Here is a 26,322-nt window from a genome sequence, read left to right on the forward strand (position 1 = left end):
TAAGGGTAAGGTCGTGTTACCGGAGCTAAGACATGACCACGACTATTACCTTGGATGAAGCTTTAAATCTTTCTATTAGCGTATTAATAGATAATGGTTTTTCAAAAAATCATGCTCAATCCATAGCTAGGGTTATATGGGCCTGTCAGAGAGATGAGTGCCAATCCCACGGTCTTTATCGGCTGCTGGTGTGCGTTCATACTCTCCGTTCCGGCAAGGTTTCGCCAGATGCAGAACCCGAAATCAGTGATGCCGCGGACACGCTCGTGCGCGTGGATGCCAGAGGGGCCTACTCTCTGCTGGCTTTTGACATGGGCCGCCCGCTTTTAGTTGAAAAATCCAGACGTCACGGCATGGCAGCACTCGCCATCAATCATTGTTATCACTTCTCAGCTTTGTGGCCTGAAATTGAGGCCATCGCTGCGGAGGGGCTAGTGGCTATTGCGATGACCCCAAGCCATAGCTGGGTTGCGCCTTACGGGGGCACCAAGGGCGTGTTCGGCACTAACCCCCTCGCTTTTGCGTGGCCAAGACCGGGCGGTCAGCCATTTGTTTTTGATTTTGCCACCAGCGCTGCCGCGCGCGGAGAAATCGAACTCCATCGCCGGGCAGGTAAAGCTATCCCGGAAGGCTGGGCCGTCGATAAGGATGGCAACCCGACAACGGATGCGCAAGCCGCTATGGCCGGTGCCATGCTCACCTTTGGGGGCTATAAGGGTTCTGCTCTGTCGGCCATGATCGAACTTATGGCCGGCCCGCTGATCGGAGATTTCCTGAGCCTGGAATCGCAGGCATATGACGCTGGTGCAGGTGCCACGCCCTATCATGGCGAATTGATTATTGCTATTGATCCCAAAACCTTCATGGGGCCGGATTGGACGCGGCATACAGATCGCGCTGAAGCGCTTTTTGAGGCGATCATCGACCAGGGCGCGCGCCTGCCGTCACAGCGACGCTATGAGGCCCGCGCCCGCAGTCTTGAGACCGGAACCGTAACGATCCCGGCCAAGCTATATGAAGACATTTTGGCCCTGCTAAAGCCGTAGTATAATCGTTTCCACGATCGGGCGGCGGTCCCAGATATTCTGGGCCGCTTTTTTCAGTACGCGTGCCACGGTTTTCTCAACCGTGACATCATCATCCCGTTCTTCAGGCGACAATTTTTGGAGCGCCTTTTCAACCAGATCGCACATATTTTCCAGTTGATCGGAGATTGTGTCGTCATCTTCGAAGGCCAGCCCCAAACCGCGGACTTCGACAATCGAGGCCAGTTTATTTTTACGATCCAGCGCAAACGAGCAAAACAGCATGCCATTATGGGCGGCGTGACGGCGTTCGCGCAGAGCATCTGCACCTTCCGGAACCAGCATGCCGCCATCCACAAACAATCGCCCCGCCGGAACCTCATCAATAATTTCAGCCCGACCGGGTGCCAGACGCACCATGTCACCGTTTCGGGGCGTAACTTGCTCAGGCACGCCGATTTCAGCCGCCAAAGCCGCATGTTTTTGAAGATGCCTGCGTTCACCGTGAGTTGGCACCGCAATACGCGGACGTGCCCACTCGTACATCTGACGCAATTCGTCGCGTGCCGGGTGCCCGGAGACGTGAATGCCCGGGTGGTCTTTTTCCGTATGAATTTCAACACCTAAATCCGACAGGCGATTTTGCAGGGAGCGAATGGAGATTTCATTCCCCGGAATGACGCGCGAGGAAAACACACAGGCATCACCGGATTTAAGTTTGACTAGCGGGTGATTGCCGTCCGCTATCCGCGACAGCGCGGCCCGTGGCTCCCCTTGAGAACCCGTACACAGATAAAGCACTTCGGTGGACTTCATCTTGGACGCTTCGCCTTCGGTCACAAATTCACTGACGCCATTTAATAAACCAACGTGTTTCGCCGCAGCCGTCATACGGTGCATGGAACGACCGACCAGACATACCCTGCGCCCACACGCTTCGGCGGCCCGGATCACGCTGTCCATACGCGCGACGTTAGACGCAAAACAGGCCACAGCCACCTTGCCTTTTAGGGTCTTTATCACTTTAGCTAGTTCGTCACGAACGCCAGCCTCTGAGCCTGATGCACCTTCAACAAACACATTCGTGGAATCGCAAATCATGGCCAGAACGCCGTCATCACCCAGCTTTGTGATGGCGCTGATGTCGGTCGCTTTACCGGTGATCGGGTCGGGATCTATTTTCCAGTCACCGGTGTGCAGGATCGTCCCAAGGGGGGTACGGATAGCCAGCCCATTGGGTTCTGGTATAGAATGGGTTATCGTAATATAATCAATCTCAAACGGCCCAATCTTAATACTGCCGCCTAACGGGACCTCTGTGAGATCGAAATCATCGACCCCAGCCTCACGAAGCTTTTCCCGGATCAGAAATGCCGTAAAAGGTGTGGCATAAAGGGGCGCTTTGATCTTATCCCACAGCCAGCCCAAGGCGCCGATATGGTCTTCGTGGGCATGGGTCAGCACCACACCTAGGATAGTCTCGCCTTCCAGAAATTTCGGATCGGGTACGATGACCTCAATACCGGGCGTCGTCAGGTCGCCAAAGGTCACGCCGACATCAACCAGAATCCATTGCCGGTTATCTTCCGGCCCGAAGCCATAGAGATTCAGGTTCATGCCAATTTCGTTCGAGCCGCCTAGCGGCAGGAACACGAGTTCATCTTTATGTTTTTTCATATTTTCTTTTATGCTTTTGAAGCGCCTACGGTGCGCTGGTAAATTTCAAGGAGGCCGCGCAAGGTCAGATCGGGATCAAAGTGGTCGATTTTGTCGGTTGCGCCCTCAAACAGAGAGGCAACGCCGCCCGTTGCGATTACACTCATTTTTTGACCATACTCTGCCTGAATAGAGGTCACAAGGTATTCAATCAGGCCGACATAGCCCCAGAATATGCCCGACTGCATGGCCGAGACCGTATCTTTGCCGATTATGTGCGCCGGTCGCTCAATAGCTATGCGTGGCAGTTTAGCGGCCGCGAGGTGAAGGGCCTGAACGGACAGGTTGATGCCGGGGGCAATCGCGGTACCCTCCAGCGCGCCATCGGCGGCGACGACATCAAAGGTGGTGGCCGTACCGGAATCGATGACGATCAATGGCCCTGAGTAGGCGATATGAGCCCCAATAGCATTGACCAGTCGATCAGCCCCCGCCTCTTTCGGCTTATCGATGCGCACTTCGATGCCAAGCACGGTATTATCACCGACGACATAGGGTTGTTTGTGAAAATAACGCTGCGCCAGTTTGCGTAAGTTAAACAAAGACTGCGGCACAACCGATGAGATGATACAGTCGGTTATCGATTTGAAATCAAGCCCGCTCATTTGCAGCAACTGGTACAGGTAGACGGCATATTCATCCGCCGTCTTGGTCGAATCGGTCGACGCGCGCCACTGTGCGACCCAGGTATCCCCGTCATGGACAGCAAACAAAGTGTTGGTATTGCCCTGTTCAATAGCTAACAGCATATCATTTCTTTCGCCGGTTCCGCAGTGAGTTGCGTCCGTTAGATCGCTTTATAGGCAATTTCACCGCCGCTAAAGTGATGAACCACGCCCGATGCGCCCATGATCTTAAGGGCACCATATTGGTCAAGGCCTTGAAGTTTACCCGTAATGGGGCCACTCGCATCTTCGGCTTCAATCAGATGATCGCGACCATAGGCCTGTTCAAGCCAATCCTGAGCGACATGGCCAAACCCCGCTTCCTGCCAAAGCTTTAAGCGCTGATCGAAATAAACGCTCAGGTCTTCAAGCAAAAGTAAGGGATCAAAATCTTCGGGCGTCAGAACAACGTGCTTTAAGGCCGCGGTCGCATAGGCTTCAAGTTCTGGTGCAGCGGCGACATTCAGACCGATGCCGACGACGATGCCTAGATAGCCTTCGACTTCGGTCGGTTCACTCTGCACTAAAATGCCGCAAAGTTTTTGGTTTTTATAAAGGATATCGTTGGGCCATTTGATCGCCAGATCGGCCTTGTCACGCACCAGCGGCCGCAATAAATCAGTAACGGCAAGGGCTGCCACAAACGAGAGTTGGGTCACATGACCGACATCTAAGCGCAGCAGGCCGTACCAGGACGCCATCAGGTTCCCGGAGAAACCAAGCCACGCCCGCCCCCGGCGACCGATGCCGTCCGTTTGCATCCGAGCCTGAATCCAGCCTGATCCAACGGCCCCGGATCGCAGCCGTTCTACAGCCAGCGTCTGGGTGGACGGCAGGACATCAAAAACTTCAATTCGGGACGAAGAGTAAGATGCCATAGTCGCCGACCGTACCCGGACACCTTTCTTTATTTAAGACCGAAACTGCTGGCCGCCATTTGCGCTAACGGATCAAGCCAGTGAAGGGCCAACATGGCGATCGGGAAGGCAAACGCCGCCGCCCCATAGGCAATCCATTTGGCCTCAGCCGGTGCTTTATCCAGTTCATCGGTCGGGGCATCAAACCACATAACCTTAAGGATGCGCAGATAGTAGAAGGCCGACAGAACTGATGCGGCCAGACCGAGCGCCGCAAATGGCCACAAACCCTCGACCGCCAAAGCCGAACCAAAGATGTAATACTTGCCCCAGAACCCGCCCAGTGGCGGCATACCCAGCAGCGACAGCATCAGAATAGTAATGACGATGGTCGTGGGCATGCTGATTTTGGACATGCCGGTAAGATCGGCAACATTTTCAACCGGCTGACCTTTGCGCGACAGAGCCATTTGCACGGCGAACATGCCGAGCGTATCGACCATGTAAAGTACAGAGAACAGCAGCAGCGCCTGAACGCCGTATTCAGTACCGGCGGCGATGGCCAGCAACGCATAGCCCATATTGGCGATAGATGAATAGGCCATCAGACGCTTGATGTTCTTTTGCATCAAGCCGCCTAAGCCACCGACGATAAACGACATAACTGAAATGGCCAGAATGACCTGACGCCATTGCTCGATCGAATCCTCAAAGCCGCCCATAAGGACACGGGCGATCAGCACTAAAGCCGCAAATTTAGGCGCGCCTGCCGCAAAGGCCACAACCGGGGTCGGTGCACCTTCGTAGACATCCGGCGTCCACATATGGAAGGGCGCGGCTGAAATTTTGAACGCCAGACCACAGATCAGGAACACCAGACCAAAGATCAGACCCGTTTGTTGATTAGCTGCCGCCGCGACCGCGATGTCATTGAAATTCATCGAGCCGGTGAAGCCATACACCAGCGATGCACCGTAGAGAAGCAAGCCGGACGACAGCGCCCCAAGTACGAAATATTTCAAGCCAGCTTCGGAGCCCTTCGGGTCATCGCGACGGAAGGCGGCCAGGACATAAAGCGCCAGCGATTGCAGTTCGATACCGATATAGAGCGCAATCAGATCACCCGCCGACACCATCATGCTCATGCCCAGCGTCGCCAGCAAGATCAGGATCGGAAACTCAAAGCGGCGATTGCCGACACGGTCAAAATAACCCTGCCCCAGCACAATCACAAAAACGGCAGAAATGTAGATGAAGACCTTAGCAAAAGCCGCCACGCCATCAATGACGAACGAACCGGAAAAAGCCGTGCCGTGTTCAACAAAAGCGGCAAAATAAGCAGCGGCAATAAGCACCACGCCGCACAAGGCGCTGACTGATGTCATCCCTTTATCGCCGCGGAAGGCACCAAATACCAGAATAACCAGCGCACCCACGGCGATGATCAGTTCTGGCAGCGCCAAATTCAGACCGAGGTTCAAGTCCATTTCAAGCCACCCTTAACCGCCGATAGCCGCTTGGTAGACGCCAACGAGGGCATCCACACTGACGGTCGTAAAATCAAATATAAACGCCGGATAGATACCCAGCAGCAGCGTCCCCGCAACCAGCGGCACAAAAATCAGAGTTTCGCGCGCGTTCAGGTCCTTAATGCCGTCAAGCTTCGGATTGGTTACCGGCCCGTACATGACATTCTTGAACAAATTGAGCGCATAGACCGCTGACCAGATCACACCAGAGGCTGCGATCAGGGCCGTCCAGGTCGAGGCCTGATAAGCCCCCGTCATGGTCAGGATTTCCCCGACAAACCCCGATGTCCCCGGCAAGCCGACATTGGCCATCGTAAACAGCAGGAACACAAAGGCATAGTGCGGCATCAGGTTAGTCAGGCCGCCGTAGAAGCTGATCTCACGGGTGTGCATCCGGTCATAAACCACGCCAACACAGAGGAACAAAGCGCCAGAAATGATGCCGTGGCTGATCATTTGATAGACCGCGCCCTGAATACCTGCCTGATTGCCGGCGAAGATACCCATGGTCACAAAACCCATGTGCGCAACAGACGAGTAAGCAATCAGCTTTTTGATATCGGTCTGACGCCAGGCGACCAGTGACGTATAGACAATGGCGATCACCGACAAGGCCAGCACGAACGGCGTGAACATTTCCGATGCCTGCGGGAACATAGGCAGGTTAAAGCGTATGAAGCCGTAACCGCCAAGTTTCAGCAGGATACCCGCCAACATGACCGAACCCGCGGTCGGCGCCTCAACGTGGGCATCCGGCAACCAGGTATGTACCGGCCACATCGGCATTTTGACCGCAAATGAGGCAAAGAAGGCAAACCACAGCCACGGCTGGGCATTCTCAGCAAAGGCGAATTTAGACAATTCAGGAATGCTGGAGGTGCCAGCGACATTCACCATGTAGAGCATGGCGGCCAGCATCAGCACCGACCCCAGCAGGGTATAGAGGAAGAACTTATAGGCGGCGTAGATTCGGTTCTTACCGCCCCAGATACCGATAATCAGGAACATCGGCACCAGACCGCCTTCGAAGAAGACGTAGAACAGGAACAGATCAAGCGCAGTGAACACGCCAATGACCAGGGTTTCCAGAATAAGAAACGCGATCATGTATTCGACCAGACGCGTTTTGATCGAGGTCCAGGACGCCAGGATACACAGCGGCATCAGGAATGCGGTCAAGGCCACAAACAGGATCGAAATGCCGTCGATACCCAAATGGTAGGACAAGGGCCCAAACCAATGAATTTTCTCGACAAACTGATATTCGGTCGTGGTGCGGTCAAAGCCCACCAGCATGACCACGCTCAAAGCCAGCGTCGCCAGTGTCGTCCACAGGCTGATCCACTTGGCATTGGTGTCGATCGCGGCTTCATCATCCTTGCGCGACATCGCTCGCAGAACAAGTATGACCAGCGCCCCCGCCAAAGGCAGGAAGGTAATGACGCTCAGGAGATTAGGTATAACCAGTGACATTGTTGAAACTTATCCCCTCTTAAGCGGCCAGCCAGAATACGACCCAGGTCAAAAGACCCGCGACACCTAAGAACATAACGAACGCATAGTGATAGACATAACCCGTCTGGGTCTTGACCAGATTCTTAGCGGCTTTCAAGGCTGACCACGCCGCCCCATTGGGACCCAGACCATCAATGATTTTAACATCACCGATTTTCCAGAAGACATTACCTATTGCGCGCAAGCCCTTAACCAACGTGGCCTTATAAATCTCATCAAAGAACCACTTATTATACAGGAAGGTATAGAGCGGCCCCTCGTTCGCGGCCATCTTCCTCGGCAGATCCGGGCGCTTAAGGTAGAAGAACCAAGCCAGCACCAGACCCAGCAAGGTCACAACCAATGGCGCAAACTTAACCCACGTCTCAACATGGTGCGCGTCGTGCATAACGTGATTGGTCGGTGCGGTAAAGATCGCATGCCCCCAGAAATCGTGAGCGTGATCACCGACAAAGTAAGGCGCGAAGATAAAGCCGGCTGCGACCGCCCCCACAGCCAAGGCCAGCAAAGGCACCAGCATGATCAAAGGACTTTCGTGAGGCTTATGAGCGTGGTGTCCATGATCATCGTGCCCATGCGCATCGGCGTGATCGTCATGGCCGTGAGCCTCTGCGTGGGCATGATGATCGTCGTGCGCATGTTCCCACTGCTTCTTGCCGTGGAAGGTCATGAAGGCCAGACGCCAGCTATAGAATGATGTCAAAAGCGCTGCCGACAGGCCCATGATGAAGGCGAACATACCTTGCGGGGTTTGGCTCATCGCCCAGGCGGATTCGATGATCGCATCTTTGGAGAAGAAGCCCGCAAAGCCGATCTGCGTGCCCGGAATCCCAAGGCCGGTAATGGCGATGGTGCCAATGGTCATGACAGCATAGGTGATCGGCATATACTTATATAGTCCGCCCATTTTGCGCATATCTTGCTCATGATGCATGCCGTGGATAACCGAACCGGCGCCCAGAAACAGCAGCGCTTTAAAGAAAGCGTGCGTGAACAGGTGGAACATGGCGGCCTGATAGGCGCCAATACCGGCGGCAAAGAACATGTAGCCAAGTTGAGAACAGGTCGAAAACGCGATGACCCGCTTGATGTCGTTTTGGGTAAAGCCGATCGAGGCCGCAAAGATCGCCGTAATCGCGCCAACATAAGCGACAATCATCTTGGCGACCGGCGCATATTCAAACATGTGTGACAACAGGCAGACCATATAGACACCGGCGGTCACCATGGTTGCCGCATGGATCAGGGCCGACACAGGGGTCGGGCCTTCCATCGCGTCTGGCAGCCATGTGTGCAGGAAGAACTGCGCCGACTTACCCATGGCACCGATGAACAGCAGAAAGCAGGCCAGATCAATGGCACTGAGTGAATAGCCAAGGAACATCCAGGTCGTCCCGGCCTTGGCTTCGATCATCGGGAAGAGTTCGGCGAAATTTATCGTGCCGAACATCCAGTAAACGGTCATGATCCCCAGCGCGAAGCCGAAATCCCCGACCCGGTTGACGACGAACGCCTTGATGGACGCATTGTTTGCACTAGCCTTATTGAACCAGAAGCCGATCAGCAGATAGGACGCCAGCCCTACCCCTTCCCAGCCAAAGAACAACTGCATGAAGTCAGCCGCTGTCACCAACATCAGCATGGCGAAGGTAAACAGAGACAGATAGGCAAAGAAGCGCGGCCGCGACGGGTCTTCGGCCATATAGCCCCAGCTATAGAGGTGAACCAGCGAAGACACCGACGTCACGACGATCAGCATGGTGGCCGATAGGGCATCGATCCGGATCGACCACGCCGATTGGAAGGTACCGATATTGATGAAGTCCAGCAACTTGACGGTAAAATCCGACATGCCGCCCCAAGTGTGGGCCCCGAATACATACCACGACAGGGCGCACGACAGGAACAACAGCCCGGTCGTTACCCCTTGGGAGGCAATATTGCCAATGCGGCGGCCAAACAGGCCCGCAATCAGCGCGCCGACCATCGGCGCCAGAACCAGAACAGTAACTATGCTCGGCATGATGGATTAGCCTTTCATCATGCTGGCGTCATCGACTTCGATATCGCCGCGATTACGGAAGAAGGTGACGAGGATAGCCAGACCGACCGCGGCCTCGGCGGCGGCAACCGTCAGGACAAACATGGCCATGATCTGCCCCTGCACATTATGCAGATAGCTTGAGAACGCCACGAAGTTGATATTGACCGCCAAAAGGATCAGTTCGATCGACATCAGGATGATAATGACGTTGCGACGGTTCACGAAGATGCCCAGCACCCCGATTGTGAACAAGATGGCCGAAACGGTGAGATAGTGCGCGAGGCCGATAGTCATTCTTTGATCCCTTCGCCGGTTTTGACCTTGACGATGGCCACAGCGTTTTTGCGCTGACGACCGACCTGTTTAGAAATATCCTGACGCTTGACATTGGTGCGATGCTTGAGCGTCAGCACGATGGCACCGATCATAGCCACCAGCAGCACAAACCCTGCCGCCTGGAACAGATAGACATAGTCTGTGTAAAGTACGCGACCGATGGTTTCGATATTGGTCGCATCAGCCGTAAAGGCTTGCGGCTCATTACCTGCGGCCGCACCGCGATCAGCGACAGCAAAGCTGATCATGATCAGTTCCGTCATCAACAGTAACGCCACAACACCGCCAATCGGCAGATAGTTAGCAAACCCTTGGCGCAGCTTGCTGAAGTCCACATCCAGCATCATAACGACGAACAGGAACAGAACCGCCACCGCGCCGACATAGACCACGACCAGAAGCATGGCCAGGAACTCCGCCCCCAGCAGTACAAACAGTCCGGCTGCCGAAAAGAAGGCCAGGATCAGAAACAGCACCGAATGCACCGGGTTTTTGGCGGTAATCACCAAAAACCCGGATGCGACCGTAATCAGGGCCATGATGTAAAAGGCTATAGCCATCAAAGTCATAGCGTCATCCTTTACCGGTAAGGCGCGTCAAGTTCGAGGTTACGCGCAATAACGCGTTCCCAACGGTCGCCGTTCGCCAACAGGCGTTCCTTGTCGTAGTAGAGTTCTTCACGGGTTTCGGTCGCAAATTCAAAGTTCGGCCCTTCGACAATCGCATCAACCGGGCAGGCTTCCTGACACAGGCCGCAATAGATGCACTTAACCATGTCGATATCGTAACGTGTCGTGCGGCGCGAACCGTCATCACGCGGCTCAGCTTCGATAGTGATAGCTTGAGCCGGGCAGATGGCTTCGCACAGCTTACAGGCAATGCAGCGTTCTTCGCCATTGGCATAGCGGCGCAGCGCATGCTCACCGCGAAAGCGCGGGCTGATCGGGCCTTTTTCAAACGGATAGTTGATCGTCGCCTTGGGCTTGAACATGTATTTCACTGCAAGGCCTGTGGCCCCGATGAAATCCATCAGCATGGCGCCTTTGATGGCTTGGCCGATACGGGACATCATATCAAATCACCTCCGAATACGCGGTAGGCCGCAATCAAAACCACAGCCACTAATGAGGCGGGCAGGAACACTTTCCACCCCAAACGCATCAATTGGTCGTAGCGATAACGCGGAACGATAGCTTTAGCGATGGCGAACATCACAAACCAGAACACGACTTTAATGATAAACCACAGCAGGCCGTGAATAGCCTCAAACACCGAGCCGGGTTCGATAAAACCAGCCGTTGGATATGGCGCCTGCCAGCCGCCAAAGAACAGAATGGTGATGAGCGCGCACATCAGCACGATGTTGGCATATTCACCGATCATGAACAGCAGATACGGAGTCGAGGAATACTCGACCTGATAACCCGCCACCAACTCCGATTCAGCTTCCGGCAAGTCAAACGGCGGACGGTTAGTTTCCGCGAGTGCCGACACATAAAACATGATCATAACCGGAAACATGACGATGATGGTCTTGGGCGCAAACGCATGCCAGTTCCAGAAGCCGCCGGCCTGATGCTCTACGATCCGCGACAGGTTCATGTCGCCGACCAGCAGGATCACACAGATGACGATCAGACCGATAGAGACTTCATAAGACACCATCTGAGCCGCCGAGCGCAGCGCCCCCAGGAAGGGATACTTTGAGTTCGATGCCCAACCGCCCATGATGATGCCGTAGACACCCAGAGATGAGATCGCAAACAGGTAAAGAATGCCGACATTGATGTCCGATACGACCCAGCCCGGCGCGAATGGAATAACCGCCCATGACATAAACGCCAGAATAAAGGTGATCAGCGGCGCCAGCAGGAACACGATCTTATCGGCACCAGCCGGGATGACGACTTCCTTCAGCACAAACTTGAAGAAGTCAGCAAAGGATTGCATCAGACCGAACGGACCCACGACGTTGGGCCCTTTACGCATCTGCACGCCCGCCCAGACCTTACGGTCGCCCCATAGCAGGAAGGCCAGAGAGACCATCACACCCACAATAACCGCCAGAGCCTGCCCGATCGTAATGATCGTCCAGCCCCAAGGTGTGGCCCAAAATGAAGTTGCTTCCATCAGTCGTCTCTCTTACTCGGCGGCCACAGATAGCTTCGGCGCACGGGCAGCGGAACATTCCGCCATGGCCACGCTGGCTCTGGCTATCGGGTTGGTCAGGTAGAAATCCTTGATATTTGACGCGAAGACTCGGTCAGAGACCTCGCCCTTAGCACCCAGGGTTTTGACATCAAAGCTTTTTTGTGAAGGCTTCACATCTATCCGCCCAAAGGTTGGATGATCGGCGATCAGTTTGGCCCGAAGATCAGACTGGCTGTCATAAGGCAAGGTCTTGCCCACAGCTTCGGACAGGGCCCGCATGATGGCCCATTCCTCTTTGGCATCCCCCTTTGGGAACACTGCGCGTTCAGCGATCTGAACCCTGCCCTCAAGGTTAACATAGATGCCTGACTTTTCGGTGTAAGCAGCTGATGGCAAGATCACATCCGCAATAGCAGCACCTGCATCACCGTGATGACCGATATACACGACAAAGCTGCCTTTAAGCTTAGACGTATCTATTTCATCGGCCCCTAGCAGTACGACAACGTCTAACCCACCAGCCAGCATCGCCTCAGTGTCGAGGCCATCGCCATGAGGCACGAAGCCGATATCCAACCCGGCAACACGCGACGCAGCTTGGTGGACGATATTGAAGCCGTTCCAGTCAGCGCGCACGACATCATAAGCACTCAGGACTTCAGAAGCGATCAGGTTCAGAACCGCGGCTCCGTCACTACCCGAAATCGCGCCGTTACCCACCAGAACGACGGGCTTTTCCGCGTTTTTCAGCACATCACGGAAAGCGTGCTTCTTAAGGTCTTTCAGTGCCTTCGGCCCTGCACCTAAGTGGACGTAATCATAGGTAAGATCATAGGGCTCACCGATAACCGCCACCTGCACGTCACCCTTGAGCCACGATTTACGAATACGGGCATTAATCAGCGACGCTTCATTGCGCAGGTCAGTGCCGATCATCAGGATCGCGTCAGCATCTTCAATGCCGGCAATGCCCGTATTGAACAGGTAGGTTTCGCGAGCGCCGCGACCGATCTTGGAGCCGTCCTGACGGCAATCCAAATTGTTAACGCCCAATGAGGAGAACATATCCTTGGTTGCCTTCAAACCTTCGGCATCGATCAGGTCACCGGCAATCACGCCGATTTTCTCAGGCGAAGTCGCTTTCAATTTGCCAGCGACCTCGCTCAGGGCTTCCGACCACGTGGTCGCTTGCAAACCGCCAGCTTTACGAACGTAAGGTTTATCAAGGCGTTGACGCGACAGACCATCGACCGCATAGCGCGTTTTGTCGGTGATCCATTCTTCGTTGATGTCTTCCTTAAGGCGCGGCAGGGCGCGCAGAACCGTCGGCCCGCGATAGTCCAGACGAATGTGCGCGCCCAGCGCATCCATCACGTCGATCGACTCAACTTTTTGCAGTTCCCACGGGCGATAGTTAAATGACCACGGTTTATGAGTCAGAGCACCGACCGGGCACAGATCGTTCAGATTACCCGACAGTTCCGACGACACCGCCTGTTCCAGATAGGAGGTGATCTCTGCATTTTCCCCGCGTGAAATCATACCCATTTCGGTGACACCGGCGACTTCAGTGCTAAAGCGCACGCAGCGGGTGCATTGAATGCAGCGGGTCATAAAGGTCTTGATCGTTGGGCCAAGATATTTTTCTTCAACGGCGCGCTTGTTCTCGGCATATCGCGAACCGCCACGGCCATAGCCCATAGCCTGATCCTGAAGATCACATTCGCCGCCCTGATCGCAAATCGGGCAATCGAGCGGGTGATTGATCAGCAGGAACTCCATCACCCCTTCGCGGGCCTTTTTGACCATCGGCGTATTGGTGAAAATTTCCTGACCTTCGGCGGCTGGCAGCGCGCATGAGGCTTGCGGCTTCGGCGGGCCAGGCTTGACCTCGACCAGACACATCCGGCAGTTGCCCGCGATCGACAGGCGCTCATGGTAGCAGAAACGCGGGATTTCTTCCCCCGCCAGTTCAGCTACCTGAAGCACGGTCATGCCGGGATCGAATTCGACCTCAACGCCGTTGACTTTTGCTTTCGCCATAGGCTTCAAACCTCATTCAGTAACGTAGCTACCGTAAGATAACTGCGCGAAAATACTAACAATTTATCAGAACCAGGACCGGTCGCCAGCGACATAGTCTTCGTGGAACTGCTGCTCGGATTTGAGCAGGTAGATGATAAGCTCGATAAACGATATCAGCGCCACGGCGATACCGGGGATGACCAGAAACCATCCCACCGTCCCGCACACCAGCATGATGACACCGGCGGTGTTCTTACCCAGATAAAACTTGTGCACGCCCCAGATGCCAAAAAAGAAGGTCAAAAGGGCGGCTACCCATTTGTTCTTGTCGGACAAGCCTGTGGAGACGACATAAACGCTAACGGCCCGGCCATCGGACGCTTCAAAATCGACGGTTGATCCGGTCGCGACTGAACGGGCACCACCCATAAGATCTGCGCGAGTAAAGCCATAGCGCATGCCGTCATCACCGCTGATGAGGCCCTGAGCCAGGCTATCGTCGTATGACAGGACTTTTCCGCGCATATCCCCTACTCCGCCGCTATAGAATGACCGGCCACGTTAGACTTACGTGAACGGTAAAGCGTGATGCGATCTTCGATTTCATGGCGAAAATGACGGATAAGCCCCTGAATCGGCCAGGCTGCGGCATCACCCAGCGCGCAGATCGTGTGACCTTCGACTTGCGTAGTAACTTCAAGCAGCATGTCGATTTCGGACGGATCGGCATCGCCCTTGACCATGCGCTCCATCACCCGCCACATCCAGCCCGTGCCTTCGCGGCAGGGCGTGCATTGGCCGCAGCTTTCGTGCTTATAAAAATAGCTGAGGCGGGCAATCGCTCGGATCAGATCGGTGGATTTATCCATGACGATAACCGCCGCCGTTCCCAAACCAGAACGCAAGGCTCGGAGACTGTCGAAGTCCATCGGCAGATTTTCACACTGCTCGGCCGGAATCATCGGCACCGATGATCCGCCCGGAATAACGGCCTTGAGGTTGCCCCAACCGCCACGAATCCCACCGCAATGATCTTCGATCAACTGACGGAACGGGATCGACATGGCCTCTTCGACGTTACAAGGTCGCTCAACGTGACCGGAAATGCAGAACAGCTTCGTGCCGGTATTATTTGGTGCGCCAAAACCAGCGAACCATTCGGCACCGCGGCGCAGGATCGTGCCAACAACCGCGATCGATTCGACATTGTTCACGGTCGTCGGGCAGCCATAAAGCCCCGCGCCCGCAGGAAACGGTGGCTTTAGACGCGGCTGGCCTTTTTTGCCTTCCAGCGATTCCAAAAGGGCGGTTTCTTCGCCGCAGATATAGGCCCCGGCCCCGTGATGGACGTAAACGTCAAAATCCCAGCCATGGACATTGTTTTTGCCGATGAGCCCCGCTTCATAGGCTTGTTTAACCGCCGCCTCTAACCGCTCACGTTCAAAGACATATTCGCCGCGCAGATAGATATAACAGGCATGCGCCTGCATGGCGAACGAGGCGATAAGGCAACCTTCGATCAGCAGATGAGGATCGTGGCGCATGATCTCCCGGTCTTTGCAGGTGCCGGGCTCGGATTCGTCAGCATTGACCACCAGATAGTGCGGACGCTCCTTCACCTCTTTCGGCATGAACGACCACTTCAGGCCGGTCGAAAAGCCCGCCCCGCCCCGGCCGCGCAGACCAGAGTTCTTGACGTTGGTGATGATCCACTCGCGCCCATAGGACAGAATATCCTTGGTCGCGTTCCAGCAGCCGCGTTGCTTCGCACCCTCAAGACCCCAATCCTGGAAGCCATACAAATTGGTGAAAATGCGATCTTTATCTTCGAGAATACCCAGTGTTTTGGCCATTTTACGCATTTGCCTCCGGAACGGGTGCATTCGGAATTTTGATCGGCTTGGTGGCTGAGCCATCATAAAGCTTGGGATCGAGCAAGGTCGTCGCCCCACCAATCGGCTCAGACGTGTGACGACCGTTATAAGGCCCAACTTTGGGCGACTTACCCGCGGCAAAATCATCAATGATCTGCGCCAGATTTTCCGGCGTCAGGTCTTCGTAGAAGTAATCATTAATCTGGGCCATCGGCGCATTGGTGCAGGCCCCCAGACACTCAACTTCCTGCCAGGTAAATTTACCGTCGGCAGACAGCTTGTCTTTGGCACCGATCTTGGATTTACAAACTTCCATTAGCTTGTCGGAGCCCCGCAACATGCATGGTGTCGTACCACACACCTGAATGAGCGCCGCAGAGCCTACCGGCTCCAGCATGAACATGGTGTAGAAGGTCGCGACCTCATAAACACGGATCTGTGCCATGCCCAGCATCTTGGCGATCGCGGAAATAGCGGGCTCACTAACCCAGCCTTCCTGCTTTTGGACCAACCACAAAATAGGAATGACCGCCGATTGACGACGGTTATCAGGGTATTTGGCAATCCACCAGTTAGCCTTTTCAAGCGTTTCTGGCTTGAAGGTAAAACTTTCGGGCTGCTCTTTGGCGAGGCGGCGAACAGACATCAGGCCTCTCTCTCACTATTAAAGAAAAAACAGATCATTGCTTAGCCGCAGCCTCCCAACGGTCGGAACGCGCCTTCATCATGCGCTGGCTGGCAGCCTTTACAAACGGCAGACGCTTGGCCAGAAGCATGGATACCACAGCCACAGCGATAGACCCCATAACCAGAGGTGATCCGGCATCTTGCGGATTAAATTCGATGTAGAGGCGAACGGAGAAAATGATCGCGAGCATCGGTGCATATGACACGATGGTCTCAAGCAGAATATCCTTGAGATATCCTTTTGCGCCATCAGGGTGATACGACCAGGCCGCCTTGGCCAGCAGGTAGCGCAGGTACACTGCAACCGCCAGAAAGCCAAATGACAGCGCGAAAGCCAACCAGATATTCATCAGCGGTCAACCTCACCGAACACGATATCCAGCGACCCCAGAATGGCTGACACGTCCGCCAGCATGTGGCCACGGTTCATCCAGTCCATGGCCTGAAGATGGGCAAAGCCCGGTGCGCGAATTTTACATTTATAAGGCTTGTTGGTGCCGTCCGACACCAGATAAACCCCGAACTCACCCTTGGGCGCTTCGACGCAGGCATAGACTTCACCTTCTGGGGTTTTAAAGCCTTCGGTATAGAGCTTGAAGTGATGGATCAGCGCTTCCATCGAGTTTTTCATTTCCGCGCGGCGCGGCGGTGTAATCTTATGGTCAGTGGACAGGACATCACCCGGCGTTACCCGAAGTTTTTCAATGCACTGCTGCATCAGGCTAACCGAAACCCGCATTTCTTCAACGCGGCACAGATAACGATCCCAGCAGTCGCCGTTTTTGCCAATGACAATATCAAAATCGAGTTCGTCATAGCATTCATAGGGTTGCGACTTACGCAGATCCCATTCGACGCCCGAACCCCGGATCATGACGCCCGAAAAACCCCAGTCGAACGCTTCCTGCACAGAGACCACGCCGATATCGACGTTGCGTTGCTTGAAGATACGGTTCTCGGTCACGAGCGATTCAATATCGTTCAGAGCGCGCGGGAACTCCTTACACCATTGCTCAATATCGTCGATCAGTTCAGATGTAAGATCCTGATGGACGCCGCCCGGACGGAAGTAGTTGGCGTGCAAACGTGCCCCACAGGCGCGTTCATAGAACACCATCAGCTTTTCGCGTTCTTCAAAACCCCACAACGGCGGGGTCAGTGCACCGACGTCCATGGCCTGAGTAGTAATGTTCAAAAGGTGGTTCAGAACACGGCCAATTTCCGAGAACAGCACACGGATTAACTGCGCACGCTTAGGCACGTCGACGCCCAGAAGCTTTTCAATCGCAAGGCAAAACGCATGCTCCTGATTCATCGGGGCGACATAATCAAGACGGTCAAAATACGGAATGTTTTGCAGATAGGTGCGATATTCCATCAGCTTTTCGGTGCCGCGATGCAGCAGACCAATGTGCGGGTCGACGCGCTCAACGATTTCACCGTCAAGATCAAGCACCAGACGTAAAACGCCGTGTGCCGCCGGATGCTGGGGACCGAAATTGATCGTGAACTTGCGATCGTCAAAATTCTGACGCGTAAGCTCGCTCTTGAGATCGCTCTGTGGCTTCACATCATCCGCCATGATCACATCCTTCTATCCCACTACCCGAAAACAGCCCGTCTGAACCGGCGTTTCCGCGAAATTTACTCATCCAGGGTCGGTCTGCGCGTCAATGCCACGAGCAGGCCCGCCACCAGAGTAATGATGCCAAAACCGGAAACCACCAGCATCGACAAATCAAAACTATGCGTCGTCACCAACTGCACCACTGGCGTTGCCAGAAGCACGGCTGAAGCCCCCAAAAGTGCGGCCTGCGTTTCCGCTGCCGTAAAGCGCCGCACCGCAGCTCCAAAAATCAATATCGCCACACCGACGATGATCGACATCCCCGTCGTCGCCATGCCCTCATCCGGTATGTCCGGCGAGCGCGTAAACCAGCCGGTCAATTTCATGCCGATGGTAAACAGATATGCCGCCGACAAACTGACGGCGAAAAACTTTACTGCCGACCGAACCGATTTAAACCTACCCATAACGCCCCCCGTTTCAGGTTATTTAGCTGCTTATTTAGCTACTGGCCTTTTCATCGCCCGGCAGGACATAGGACGCGCCCTCCCACGGAGACATAAAGTCAAATTTACGAAACTCCTGAACCAGTTTTACAGGTTCATAAACAACGCGTTTTTGCGCTTCGTCGTAACGCACCTCGACATGCCCGGTCATCGGGAAATCCTTACGAAGCGGATGACCTTCAAAACCGTAATCCGTCAGCAAACGGCGTAAATCCGGATGATTAGCGAACAAAATTCCGTACATATCAAAGGCTTCGCGCTCATACCAATCAGCGTTAGGATATACTTCGCGCAATGATGCCACCGGCACAGTCTCATCCGTCATCACCTTGACGCGAATACGCAAGTTCTTCGTCAGCGACAAAAGGTGGTACACGACATCAAAGCGAAGATCGCGCTTAGGGTAATCCACGCCCGTTAGATCAATAAGCTGATGAAAACGGTAATGTTCGCCGTCTTTCAGCTTAGTCATGATCTCAATAATGCGCTCACGTTCAACCGTCAGCGTCAGTTCACCATAAGCGAACGCGACATCCAGAATGCCGTCCTTGAAATCGGTCTTGGCACGTTCGGCGAGTGCATTCAGTTTTTCTAATGACATAAACTCCCCTCCCCTTATCGTGCGATCGTGCCGTTACGGCGAATCTTCTTCTGCAATTGCAGGAGGCCGTACAGCAGAGCCTCTGCCGATGGCGGACAACCCGGCACATAGACATCCACCGGCACAACCCTGTCGCAACCACGAACCACTGAGTAGCTATAATGGTAGTATCCACCACCATTGGCACAACTACCCATAGATAGAACATAGCGCGGATCAGGCATCTGGTCGTACACTTTACGCAAAGCCGGCGCCATCTTGTTGGTCAAGGTGCCCGCTACGATCATAAGGTCGGATTGGCGTGGTGATGCGCGCGGCGCCATCCCGAAGCGCTCCATGTCATAACGCGGCATGGAGGCCTGCATCATTTCAACCGCGCAACAGGCTAGGCCAAATGTCATCCACATCAGAGAACCGGTACGCGCCCAGGTGATGACATCATCGGCCGCAGCGACCAGAAAACCTTTTTCGCTCAGTTCAGCCGAGACCTGCTCGAAAAACTTATCGTGGATGTCTGGATTATAGCCTTCAACGCGCGACCGCGCCGCCATACCCGCTGCCAAAGGTTGCCCAGAGGACAAAGGCTGCCCCGACGTTGAAATCAGGCCTGTGTTGGAAAGGTCTACTCCCATTCCAGGGCTCCTTTTTTCCACTCATAAATAAAGCCAACAGTAAGAATGGTCAGAAAAGACATCATCGACCAGAAGGCAAACTCCATACCAGCTTGCGGCAAATCAAACATCGACACAGCCCATGGAAACAGAAACGCGACTTCCAAGTCAAAAATAATGAACAGAATTGACACCAGATAAAACCGCACATCAAATTTCTGACGCGCACTATCAAAGGCATTAAATCCACATTCATAGGCCGACAGCTTTTCGGTATCAGGCGCCTTGGGCGCCAGAACCAGCGCCGCAACGATAAAGCCAAGCCCTAAAACGGCAGCGATACCCATGAAAATGATGACCGGAAGATATTGCAGCAAAAGCGCGTTCATCGGAAACCTCAAATGAGTCCTTTATCTAAAAGTGCTGTTACACCTTAAGGACGGCTGGAATCAAGAAGCGTATTAGACCAACCTTCGCACCGCGGCAAACACTCAAAAGGATGAAATTGCGTGTTTTTTGATTTTTGCGTTATTTTTAAAAGCTATTGAGAATTAATCGCATTTTACCATCAACCTTCCACAGCCATTTCAAAATTTAGAGCTTTTCAGAAACTCGGCGCTTGACACCGCCCCCTCGCCCGAACTATCTAGCGCACCTCCTGACAGGGCAGGGTTGCCAGACCTTAAAATCTCGGCCACACTGTCTTATCGAGAAACTAAAATTTCAGAATGCGGGTGTAGCTCAGTTGGTTAGAGTATCGGCCTGTCACGCCGAGGGTCGCGGGTTCGAGTCCCGTCACTCGCGCCACTTATTTAACATAGGTGGCAACCGCTTCTGAAATTTAAGTTTACGCAGGACATTAGGGATGCGGGTGTAGCTCAGTTGGTTAGAGTATCGGCCTGTCACGCCGAGGGTCGCGGGTTCGAGTCCCGTCACTCGCGCCACTTAAGATTTTAAGTGGCTCCGCATCTCTTTTAATATCCTATGCATCACAAACCGCAGGCACAAAGCCTCGCGGTTTTTTTTTCGTTTAGACGCTTCCCGTCGCAACGGATTTGCAATTTTTCCCAACTGACATATAAAAGCCCACATTCGTGCCAATGTTCGCCACAAATTCGGTTTTTGAGGCATCACCAACACAATGTAACGGTATCGACATGTGGGCTGCCTCCGCCAGGTAAAGCGTATTCCCCAGTTTTCATAAAATAATCAGACCTCCACCGGGCCCATGGCTCTGTTTCCGACACTTCTGAAAGTAGCCAGATGCGTAAATCACACCTTCGCAACGCCACAGCCATCGGCCTGATTCTGGCCGCGGGCATATCCGCTCATACGGCGTCAGCCGAGACCAGCATAACCACTGAGCGCACAACGCCCATTGCCACCTCTACCGCCAATAGCGGTGCGGCTGATGACGTGAAAATCGCTGCCGCAGGCTCGATTAAGCTGGCCAGCGGCACAGCCATCACCCTAAATTCTAATAATAAAGTTACGACCGAAGGTGCTATCAACATGTCTGCCTCCGCAGACAATTCGACCGGCATTCTTATCAACGGCGGCACGACCGGCGAAGTCTCGGTAAAGTCGAATATCACGGTCACGGACAATTATACGCCAGCCGATTCGACAACCGACGATGATGATTTTGTCGACGGAGAATTTGCGACCGGCACCGGACGGTACGGCATCCGCCTTACCGGAACCACACCTTTTACCGGTAAGATCGAAGTCACCAGTGGTTCAACGATTACTATTGAGGGGAATCAATCCTACGGCATCCGTCTGGAAGCTCCTCAAGTTGGTAATTTCAGCTTTGATGGCGCCATAGCCGCGGCAGGTACCGACACTAAAGGCATCTCGATTGAAAATAATGTCACCGGCAATGTCTATGTCAGCGGCACAGTCAATGCACTTGGCCGAAACGCTTCGGCTTTAAATCTGAGCGGCAACGTCAGCGGCTCTGTGATTCTCGACGGCACCATGGCGGGCACCGGTTATCGGTTCACCTCCACCTTGAGCGATGCCCAACTGGCCTTGCTTGATCCGGACGACCTTTATCAATCCGGCCCGCTGGTCAGCATTTCAGGTAACCTGTCTAAGGGCCTCCTGCTAAACTCGACCGTAACTGCCGACACCACCAATACCGACATTGATGGCGATGGTACGCTTGACGCCAATCAGACGACGGCCAACCTGACGCAATATGGCGGCGCGCCTGCCCTGCTTATTGGCTCGGCCACTCAGGACATTACGCTCAACAGCGTCGTCACCGCCAAAGCAACCGACAGCTACGGTCTGGTCGTCAAAGGCAATGTCAACGCCGCGGGCCTATATAAAGACGTCAATGCGACCGCCATTCAAATTGGCGGCCTCGGGCATAATGTGACCCTGCAAAACGGCCTGTCGATTCAAGGCAATATCACGGCTGTCGGCACAAAAGGTAATGCAACAGGTATTTCCCTGCTGAGCGGGGCCAATGTCGCCAACTTCGTCAACTCAGGCACCATGCGGGCCACAACAACGACGCTGAATAACAACAGCGCGATTGTGGTCGACATCGCCGCAGGTGCCACCGTACCCGCCTTTACCAACAGCGGCACTATTTCGGCTACCGGCGCTGGTACAACCGCCAGCGCAATCGGTGTCCGTGACACCTCAAATACCCTGACCAGCTTTACAAACACAGGTTTCATTACCTCAGTCACTGTCCCCGCCGACGAAAACAATGACGGTGTGGCTGATACAGCCGTCAATCGTGGCATAGCTATTGATACCCGTACCAACTCGGCGGGCCTCACCTTGGTTCAAACCGATACCAAGCCCGATGACGACACGGTCGCCGCCCCCTTCATCCAAGGCGATATCCTGCTGGGTGCCGGAAACGATTCGGTCACGATTAATGGCGGTCAGGTCCTTGGCAATATCGACTTCGGGGCTGGTAGCAACACCATGCTACTCGACAAGAAAGCCATTGTTCTTGGAAAAATCACTGGCAGCGGAACCGTCGCACTTGATGTGGCCGAAGCCCGACTGGGTCTTACTGGCGGATCGCAAGTAAATCTATCGTCCCTGCATCTTGGGGCGAAATCGGAGCTTTATCTGGTACTTAATCCCGACACCGCTACGACACCCTTGCTGATTAATACCGGTACAACCACCATCGACAGCGGCGCTAAGGTGCTGTTATCCCTGACTGAGATCATCAAGACACCGACACAGTTTACGGTGATGACCGGCAACAACATCAGCATAGCCAACCTTGATGTGGCAACGCTGAGTCAAAACGTGCCCTGGCTTTATAACGCCACCTTATCGACGGGCACGGCCAACACTAACCTCTATGCCGATTTCAGGCTCAAGACCCAAAGCGAATCCGGACTATCCGTCAATGAATATAGCGCATTGGACGCGGTTCTGACGGCGGCTCAGACGGATGCGGCCACTCAACTGGCCTTGCTGGCTCAAACCAACCCTAACAGCTTCAATGAAGTCTATTCCGCCTTCCTGCCCGACTATTCGGGTGAAGCCCTGCTGACCCTGTCGAAGGGTCACGAAGCCCTCACCCACTCTCTGGCGCGGCAATCCTTCCTGCCGTCGGATGGTGAGACGCAATACTGGCTTCAGGAATACGGCTTCCATATGGAGCGTGAACGGGCCGAAACCACAGGCTTCACATCAACCGGCTTTGCCTTTGCCGGTGGTGCCGAACGCGGCTTAATGGGCAATCAGGCGGTCGGCGTTTATGTCGCCTATACGACCACTACGCCCGAAGATACCTTTGCGGCAGCGAACGAAACCTCATCAACTTCTGACATTAGCGTTGGCGGCTACTGGCGTTTATATAACGAAAACTTCAAGGCCTGGGCCAGCGCCGGTATTGGGCGCGCAACCTTTGACTCAAAGCGTGAGTTGATCAGCGCCCAGAAAGTCATGGTCGCTGAAGCCGACTGGAGCGGCATCAGCTACTCCGGCAACATTGGGGCATCCTATGAAACCTCATTGGGGCCGATATCCATGCGTCCGCAAGTCGCCGTCGACTTTTACGCTCTAAACGAAGATGAACGCACCGAAACCGGCGGCGGGTCCAGCTTTGATCTGACGGTTGATTCGCGTGACAGCCACATGGCCAGCGCCAGCGCCCTCGTCTTCTTTGGCCGCGCCAATAGAAAAGCCCTGATCCAGCCTGAAATCTGGGTGGGTTATCGCCAAAACGTATCAGTCGAAATTGCCGACACAACGGCACGGTTCGGCACTGGAAATCCATTCACGCTGAATGGCGGTGATGTCGAAGGCGGCAGCCCTGTGGTTGGCTTCCGGCTCGCTGCCAGTAACGAATATGGCTATCTGGCACTTGAGGCCGAAGCCGAGAAGTATGACGCTTATGAAAACTACTCCATAAGCCTGCGTACCGGATTTAAGTTCTAAGCTTAAGTCTCAACACAAACAAAAAGGCGGGCTTCAACCGAAGCCCGCCTTTTTTATTACGAGTTGGTGAATGCTTATTCGACGATTTCAGCCGAAGCCTCAATCTCCACCAGCCACTCCGGATTAATCAGAGCGTTAGTGCCAATAAATGATGAGGCCGGACGGATATCACCAAAGATTTCGCCATGCGCCTTTGCCGCCTGCTTCCAAACCGACATGTCGGTCAGGAAAATGCGGGTACGGATAATATCGGACGGCTTGCCACCGGCGGCCTCAACCGCCTTTACGATGATTTCTAAACAGGCCTTGGTTTGCTCATACGCATCGCCAATCCCGGCCGTTTTACCATCACGAATGGGAGCAGTTCCGGAAACTTCGATGCGGTTTCCCGAACGTACGGCACGCGAAAAACCGATTTCGCCTTCAAAAGGTGAACCTGATGATACGAGTTGGCGCATAATTATCTCCTGATCAGACCAAACGGCTTCTAACCTTGGCCGCGTCTATAAAGCTTTTGAAGAGCGGGTGCGGCGCAAATGGCCGGCTTTTTAGTTCAGGGTGGTATTGAACGCCCACAAACCACGGATGATCATCGCGCTCAACAATCTCTGGCAACAGGCCATCCGGCGACATACCCGAAAATCTAAGGCCACAGGCCTCTAACTGTGGAATGTAATCCCGGTTGACTTCGTAGCGGTGGCGGTGGCGCTCAGATATGTTTGTGTTGCCGTAAATTCGCGCCACCAGCGAACCCGTTGCCAGGCTGGCGTCAAAGGCCCCCAATCGCATGGTTCCCCCCAAATTGCCACCAGCCGCGCGCTTGGACAACTCATTGCCATTCAGCCATTCTGTCATCAGACCGACAACCGGTTCCTGAGTTTCACCGAACTCCGTGGATGAAGCCGCCCCGATACCAGCCTGATTACGGGCGGCCTCGATCACGGCCATCTGCATCCCAAAGCAAATACCGAAATAGGGTATCTTGCTTTCGCGCGCGAAACGTACGGCTTCGATCTTGCCTGCCGCCCCGCGTTCACCAAAGCCACCGGGTACGAGAATCGCATGTACGCTTTCCAGACGCTGGCGTATCGAATCAGTGTCCTTTTCAAACGTCTCGGCTTCAACCCAGTCGATCCTGACGCGCACATTATTGGCCATGCCGCCATGATAAAGTGCTTCTATCAATGACTTATAGGCATCTTTTAAGACTGTATATTTACCGACAACCGCAATATTTACCTCACCGTCAGGATAGGAATAACGCTGTGAAATGTCTTTCCAGAGCGACAAATCCGGTTCCGGGGCATTGTCGATACCAAAAACCGACAGAACCTCGCTATCAAAGCCCTCATGGTGATAATCGATGGGCACCGCATAGATATTTTCCGAATCGAGCGCCTGAATAACGGCTGATTCGCGCACGTTACAGAACTGCCCGATTTTGCGGCGTTCTTCTTTCGGGATTTCCTGCTCACAGCGGCACAGTAATATATCGGGCGCGATCCCAATAGAGCGCAGTTCCTTGACTGAGTGCTGGGTCGGCTTGGTTTTCATTTCACCAGCCGTCTTCACCCACGGCAGCAGGGTCAGATGCACGAAACAGCATTGTCGGCGCGGCAGTTCCTGCCCTAACTGACGGATGGCTTCAAAGAACGGCAAACCTTCAATATCACCGACGGTGCCGCCGATTTCGACCAGAATAAAATCAGCATCGCCCTGATCAGACAGGACAAAAGCTTTGATTTGGTCTGTGACGTGCGGAATGACCTGCACCGTAGCGCCCAGATAGTCCCCACGACGCTCTTTTTCGATGATATTGGAATAGATACGCCCGGTCGTTATGTTATCGGTTTTGCGCGCATTTACACCGGTAAAGCGTTCATAATGGCCCAGATCGAGATCGGTCTCAGCGCCATCATCGGTCACAAACACTTCGCCATGCTGGTACGGGCTCATGGTGCCCGGATCGACGTTCAGATAGGGGTCCAGCTTTCTCAGGCGAACCTTATATCCCCGCGCCTGCAGCAGGGCCCCAAGAGCCGCTGATGCCAAACCCTTGCCCAGCGAAGACACCACCCCGCCGGTTATAAAAATAAAACGGGCACCTGTGGGTGTATCTGTCATGACGATAGCCTTGGGATATAGAAATCACTACAAAGAAAAAGCGGCTCAAAATATAAATAATGAG

At 54.1% G+C, this 26,322-nt stretch carries 24 protein-coding genes and 2 tRNA genes; 4 read left to right on the forward strand and 22 right to left on the reverse strand.

Going from position 1 to position 26,322, the window contains the following annotated elements:
* The first annotated feature begins 32 nt into the window (after positions 1-32).
* Positions 33-1,046: an Ldh family oxidoreductase gene (locus IE102_RS12665; RefSeq protein ID WP_189487215.1), complete on the forward strand. Its 1,014-nt coding sequence runs from the start codon at positions 33-35 to the stop codon at positions 1,044-1,046.
* Here IE102_RS12665 and IE102_RS12670 read toward each other — a convergent pair.
* The 20 genes from IE102_RS12670 to IE102_RS12765 form a co-directional block, all read right to left on the reverse strand.
* Positions 1,035-2,702 carry a ribonuclease J gene (locus tag IE102_RS12670; RefSeq protein WP_189487217.1) on the reverse strand — a complete coding sequence of 556 codons (1,668 nt, stop codon included), beginning with the start codon at positions 2,700-2,702 and terminating at the stop codon, positions 1,035-1,037. The two genes, IE102_RS12665 and IE102_RS12670, sit on opposite strands and share 12 nt — an antisense overlap.
* Positions 2,703-2,710: 8 nt before the next feature.
* Positions 2,711-3,490, reverse strand: coding sequence for a type III pantothenate kinase (locus IE102_RS12675; RefSeq protein WP_189487219.1), 780 nt, complete (start codon positions 3,488-3,490; stop codon positions 2,711-2,713).
* 38 nt (positions 3,491-3,528) lie between these two features.
* Complete coding sequence (locus tag IE102_RS12680) at positions 3,529-4,284, reverse strand: biotin--[acetyl-CoA-carboxylase] ligase (RefSeq protein WP_189487221.1); 756 nt, start codon at positions 4,282-4,284, stop codon at positions 3,529-3,531.
* A gap of 29 nt (positions 4,285-4,313) precedes the next feature.
* Complete coding sequence (gene nuoN, locus IE102_RS12685) at positions 4,314-5,750, reverse strand: NADH-quinone oxidoreductase subunit NuoN (protein WP_189487223.1); 1,437 nt, start codon at positions 5,748-5,750, stop codon at positions 4,314-4,316.
* A 12-nt stretch (positions 5,751-5,762) separates the two neighbouring features.
* Complete coding sequence (locus IE102_RS12690) at positions 5,763-7,265, reverse strand: NADH-quinone oxidoreductase subunit M (protein ID WP_189487225.1); 1,503 nt, start codon at positions 7,263-7,265, stop codon at positions 5,763-5,765.
* A gap of 19 nt (positions 7,266-7,284) precedes the next feature.
* Positions 7,285-9,330, reverse strand: a complete 2,046-nt coding sequence (gene nuoL, locus IE102_RS12695) for an NADH-quinone oxidoreductase subunit L (RefSeq protein ID WP_189487227.1) — start codon at positions 9,328-9,330, stop codon at positions 7,285-7,287.
* Positions 9,331-9,336: 6 nt separating this feature from the next.
* On the reverse strand, positions 9,337-9,645 hold the full coding sequence (nuoK, locus tag IE102_RS12700; protein ID WP_189487229.1) for an NADH-quinone oxidoreductase subunit NuoK: 309 nt from the start codon (positions 9,643-9,645) through the stop codon (positions 9,337-9,339).
* Positions 9,642-10,256, reverse strand: coding sequence for an NADH-quinone oxidoreductase subunit J (locus IE102_RS12705; RefSeq protein ID WP_189487231.1), 615 nt, complete (start codon positions 10,254-10,256; stop codon positions 9,642-9,644). The genes nuoK and IE102_RS12705 overlap by 4 nt, the downstream gene beginning before the upstream one ends.
* Positions 10,257-10,267: 11 nt before the next feature.
* The gene (gene nuoI, locus IE102_RS12710) at positions 10,268-10,759 is read right to left on the reverse strand and encodes an NADH-quinone oxidoreductase subunit NuoI (RefSeq protein ID WP_189487233.1); all 492 of its coding nucleotides are present in this window, start codon (positions 10,757-10,759) and stop codon (positions 10,268-10,270) included.
* Positions 10,756-11,817 carry an NADH-quinone oxidoreductase subunit NuoH gene (gene nuoH / locus IE102_RS12715; RefSeq protein WP_189487235.1) on the reverse strand — a complete coding sequence of 354 codons (1,062 nt, stop codon included), beginning with the start codon at positions 11,815-11,817 and terminating at the stop codon, positions 10,756-10,758. Before nuoH ends, nuoI begins: the two co-directional genes overlap by 4 nt.
* 12 nt (positions 11,818-11,829) lie before the next feature.
* Positions 11,830-13,881: an NADH-quinone oxidoreductase subunit NuoG gene (gene nuoG, locus IE102_RS12720; RefSeq protein ID WP_189487237.1), complete on the reverse strand. Its 2,052-nt coding sequence runs from the start codon at positions 13,879-13,881 to the stop codon at positions 11,830-11,832.
* A 66-nt stretch (positions 13,882-13,947) separates the two neighbouring features.
* Positions 13,948-14,388, reverse strand: a complete 441-nt coding sequence (locus tag IE102_RS12725; protein WP_189487239.1) for a TM2 domain-containing protein — start codon at positions 14,386-14,388, stop codon at positions 13,948-13,950.
* Between the two features lie 5 nt (positions 14,389-14,393).
* On the reverse strand, positions 14,394-15,716 hold the full coding sequence (gene nuoF / locus IE102_RS12730; RefSeq protein WP_189487241.1) for an NADH-quinone oxidoreductase subunit NuoF: 1,323 nt from the start codon (positions 15,714-15,716) through the stop codon (positions 14,394-14,396).
* Position 15,717: 1 nt separating this feature from the next.
* Positions 15,718-16,383, reverse strand: a complete 666-nt coding sequence (gene nuoE / locus IE102_RS12735) for an NADH-quinone oxidoreductase subunit NuoE (RefSeq protein WP_189487242.1) — start codon at positions 16,381-16,383, stop codon at positions 15,718-15,720.
* Between the two features lie 34 nt (positions 16,384-16,417).
* Positions 16,418-16,774, reverse strand: coding sequence for a hypothetical protein (locus IE102_RS12740; RefSeq protein ID WP_189487244.1), 357 nt, complete (start codon positions 16,772-16,774; stop codon positions 16,418-16,420).
* A complete protein-coding gene (locus IE102_RS12745; protein ID WP_189487246.1) occupies positions 16,774-18,006 on the reverse strand; it encodes an NADH-quinone oxidoreductase subunit D in 1,233 nt (410 codons plus the stop codon). Before IE102_RS12745 ends, IE102_RS12740 begins: the two co-directional genes overlap by 1 nt.
* Positions 18,007-18,068: 62 nt before the next feature.
* On the reverse strand, positions 18,069-18,458 hold the full coding sequence (locus IE102_RS12750; protein ID WP_189487248.1) for a hypothetical protein: 390 nt from the start codon (positions 18,456-18,458) through the stop codon (positions 18,069-18,071).
* A gap of 34 nt (positions 18,459-18,492) precedes the next feature.
* A complete protein-coding gene (locus IE102_RS12755) occupies positions 18,493-19,098 on the reverse strand; it encodes an NADH-quinone oxidoreductase subunit C (protein WP_189487250.1) in 606 nt (201 codons plus the stop codon).
* A 14-nt stretch (positions 19,099-19,112) separates the two neighbouring features.
* Positions 19,113-19,649: a NuoB/complex I 20 kDa subunit family protein gene (locus tag IE102_RS12760; RefSeq protein WP_229807757.1), complete on the reverse strand. Its 537-nt coding sequence runs from the start codon at positions 19,647-19,649 to the stop codon at positions 19,113-19,115.
* A 71-nt stretch (positions 19,650-19,720) separates the two neighbouring features.
* Entirely contained in the window at positions 19,721-20,098 is a 378-nt protein-coding gene (locus IE102_RS12765) for an NADH-quinone oxidoreductase subunit A (RefSeq protein WP_189487252.1), read from the reverse strand.
* Positions 20,099-20,439: 341 nt separating this feature from the next.
* Here IE102_RS12765 and IE102_RS12770 point away from each other — a divergent pair.
* The 3 genes from IE102_RS12770 to IE102_RS12780 all read left to right on the forward strand — a co-directional run bounded on the left by IE102_RS12770 (position 20,440) and on the right by IE102_RS12780 (position 24,134).
* Positions 20,440-20,516: transfer RNA gene (locus IE102_RS12770), tRNA-Asp, on the forward strand.
* A 60-nt stretch (positions 20,517-20,576) separates the two neighbouring features.
* Positions 20,577-20,653 (forward strand) — tRNA-Asp (locus tag IE102_RS12775).
* Between the two features lie 319 nt (positions 20,654-20,972).
* Positions 20,973-24,134, forward strand: coding sequence for an autotransporter outer membrane beta-barrel domain-containing protein (locus tag IE102_RS12780; protein ID WP_189487254.1), 3,162 nt, complete (start codon positions 20,973-20,975; stop codon positions 24,132-24,134).
* 74 nt (positions 24,135-24,208) lie between these two features.
* Here IE102_RS12780 and IE102_RS12785 read toward each other — a convergent pair whose 3' ends face one another.
* Entirely contained in the window at positions 24,209-24,592 is a 384-nt protein-coding gene (locus IE102_RS12785; protein WP_189487256.1) for a RidA family protein, read from the reverse strand.
* Positions 24,593-24,605: 13 nt separating this feature from the next.
* Positions 24,606-26,258 (reverse strand): CTP synthase, encoded by a 1,653-nt coding sequence (gene pyrG / locus IE102_RS12790; RefSeq protein WP_189487258.1) that lies wholly within the window; start codon positions 26,256-26,258, stop codon positions 24,606-24,608.
* Between the last annotated feature and the right edge of the window lie 64 nt (positions 26,259-26,322).

The sequence above is a fragment of the Asticcacaulis endophyticus genome, from assembly GCF_014652575.1.
In the GTDB taxonomy this organism is placed as follows: domain Bacteria; phylum Pseudomonadota; class Alphaproteobacteria; order Caulobacterales; family Caulobacteraceae; genus Asticcacaulis; species Asticcacaulis endophyticus.

What these genes read in the sequence shown, in the direction of transcription:
- IE102_RS12665 (WP_189487215.1), top strand. Translation starts at nt 33, where the DNA reads ATGACCACGACTATTACCTTGGATGAAGCTTTAAATCTTTCTATTAGC.
- IE102_RS12670 (WP_189487217.1), bottom strand. Translation starts at nt 2,702, where the DNA reads ATGAAAAAACATAAAGATGAACTCGTGTTCCTGCCGCTAGGCGGCTCG.
- IE102_RS12675 (WP_189487219.1), bottom strand. Translation starts at nt 3,490, where the DNA reads ATGCTGTTAGCTATTGAACAGGGCAATACCAACACTTTGTTTGCTGTC.
- IE102_RS12680 (WP_189487221.1), bottom strand. Translation starts at nt 4,284, where the DNA reads ATGGCATCTTACTCTTCGTCCCGAATTGAAGTTTTTGATGTCCTGCCG.
- nuoN (WP_189487223.1), bottom strand. Translation starts at nt 5,750, where the DNA reads ATGGACTTGAACCTCGGTCTGAATTTGGCGCTGCCAGAACTGATCATC.
- IE102_RS12690 (WP_189487225.1), bottom strand. Translation starts at nt 7,265, where the DNA reads ATGTCACTGGTTATACCTAATCTCCTGAGCGTCATTACCTTCCTGCCT.
- nuoL (WP_189487227.1), bottom strand. Translation starts at nt 9,330, where the DNA reads ATGCCGAGCATAGTTACTGTTCTGGTTCTGGCGCCGATGGTCGGCGCG.
- nuoK (WP_189487229.1), bottom strand. Translation starts at nt 9,645, where the DNA reads ATGACTATCGGCCTCGCGCACTATCTCACCGTTTCGGCCATCTTGTTC.
- IE102_RS12705 (WP_189487231.1), bottom strand. Translation starts at nt 10,256, where the DNA reads ATGACTTTGATGGCTATAGCCTTTTACATCATGGCCCTGATTACGGTC.
- nuoI (WP_189487233.1), bottom strand. Translation starts at nt 10,759, where the DNA reads ATGATGTCCCGTATCGGCCAAGCCATCAAAGGCGCCATGCTGATGGAT.
- nuoH (WP_189487235.1), bottom strand. Translation starts at nt 11,817, where the DNA reads ATGGAAGCAACTTCATTTTGGGCCACACCTTGGGGCTGGACGATCATT.
- nuoG (WP_189487237.1), bottom strand. Translation starts at nt 13,881, where the DNA reads ATGGCGAAAGCAAAAGTCAACGGCGTTGAGGTCGAATTCGATCCCGGC.
- IE102_RS12725 (WP_189487239.1), bottom strand. Translation starts at nt 14,388, where the DNA reads ATGCGCGGAAAAGTCCTGTCATACGACGATAGCCTGGCTCAGGGCCTC.
- nuoF (WP_189487241.1), bottom strand. Translation starts at nt 15,716, where the DNA reads ATGGCCAAAACACTGGGTATTCTCGAAGATAAAGATCGCATTTTCACC.
- nuoE (WP_189487242.1), bottom strand. Translation starts at nt 16,383, where the DNA reads ATGTCTGTTCGCCGCCTCGCCAAAGAGCAGCCCGAAAGTTTTACCTTC.
- IE102_RS12740 (WP_189487244.1), bottom strand. Translation starts at nt 16,774, where the DNA reads ATGAATATCTGGTTGGCTTTCGCGCTGTCATTTGGCTTTCTGGCGGTT.
- IE102_RS12745 (WP_189487246.1), bottom strand. Translation starts at nt 18,006, where the DNA reads ATGGCGGATGATGTGAAGCCACAGAGCGATCTCAAGAGCGAGCTTACG.
- IE102_RS12750 (WP_189487248.1), bottom strand. Translation starts at nt 18,458, where the DNA reads ATGGGTAGGTTTAAATCGGTTCGGTCGGCAGTAAAGTTTTTCGCCGTC.
- IE102_RS12755 (WP_189487250.1), bottom strand. Translation starts at nt 19,098, where the DNA reads ATGTCATTAGAAAAACTGAATGCACTCGCCGAACGTGCCAAGACCGAT.
- IE102_RS12760 (WP_229807757.1), bottom strand. Translation starts at nt 19,649, where the DNA reads ATGGCGGCGCGGTCGCGCGTTGAAGGCTATAATCCAGACATCCACGAT.
- IE102_RS12765 (WP_189487252.1), bottom strand. Translation starts at nt 20,098, where the DNA reads ATGAACGCGCTTTTGCTGCAATATCTTCCGGTCATCATTTTCATGGGT.
- IE102_RS12780 (WP_189487254.1), top strand. Translation starts at nt 20,973, where the DNA reads ATGCGTAAATCACACCTTCGCAACGCCACAGCCATCGGCCTGATTCTG.
- IE102_RS12785 (WP_189487256.1), bottom strand. Translation starts at nt 24,592, where the DNA reads ATGCGCCAACTCGTATCATCAGGTTCACCTTTTGAAGGCGAAATCGGT.
- pyrG (WP_189487258.1), bottom strand. Translation starts at nt 26,258, where the DNA reads ATGACAGATACACCCACAGGTGCCCGTTTTATTTTTATAACCGGCGGG.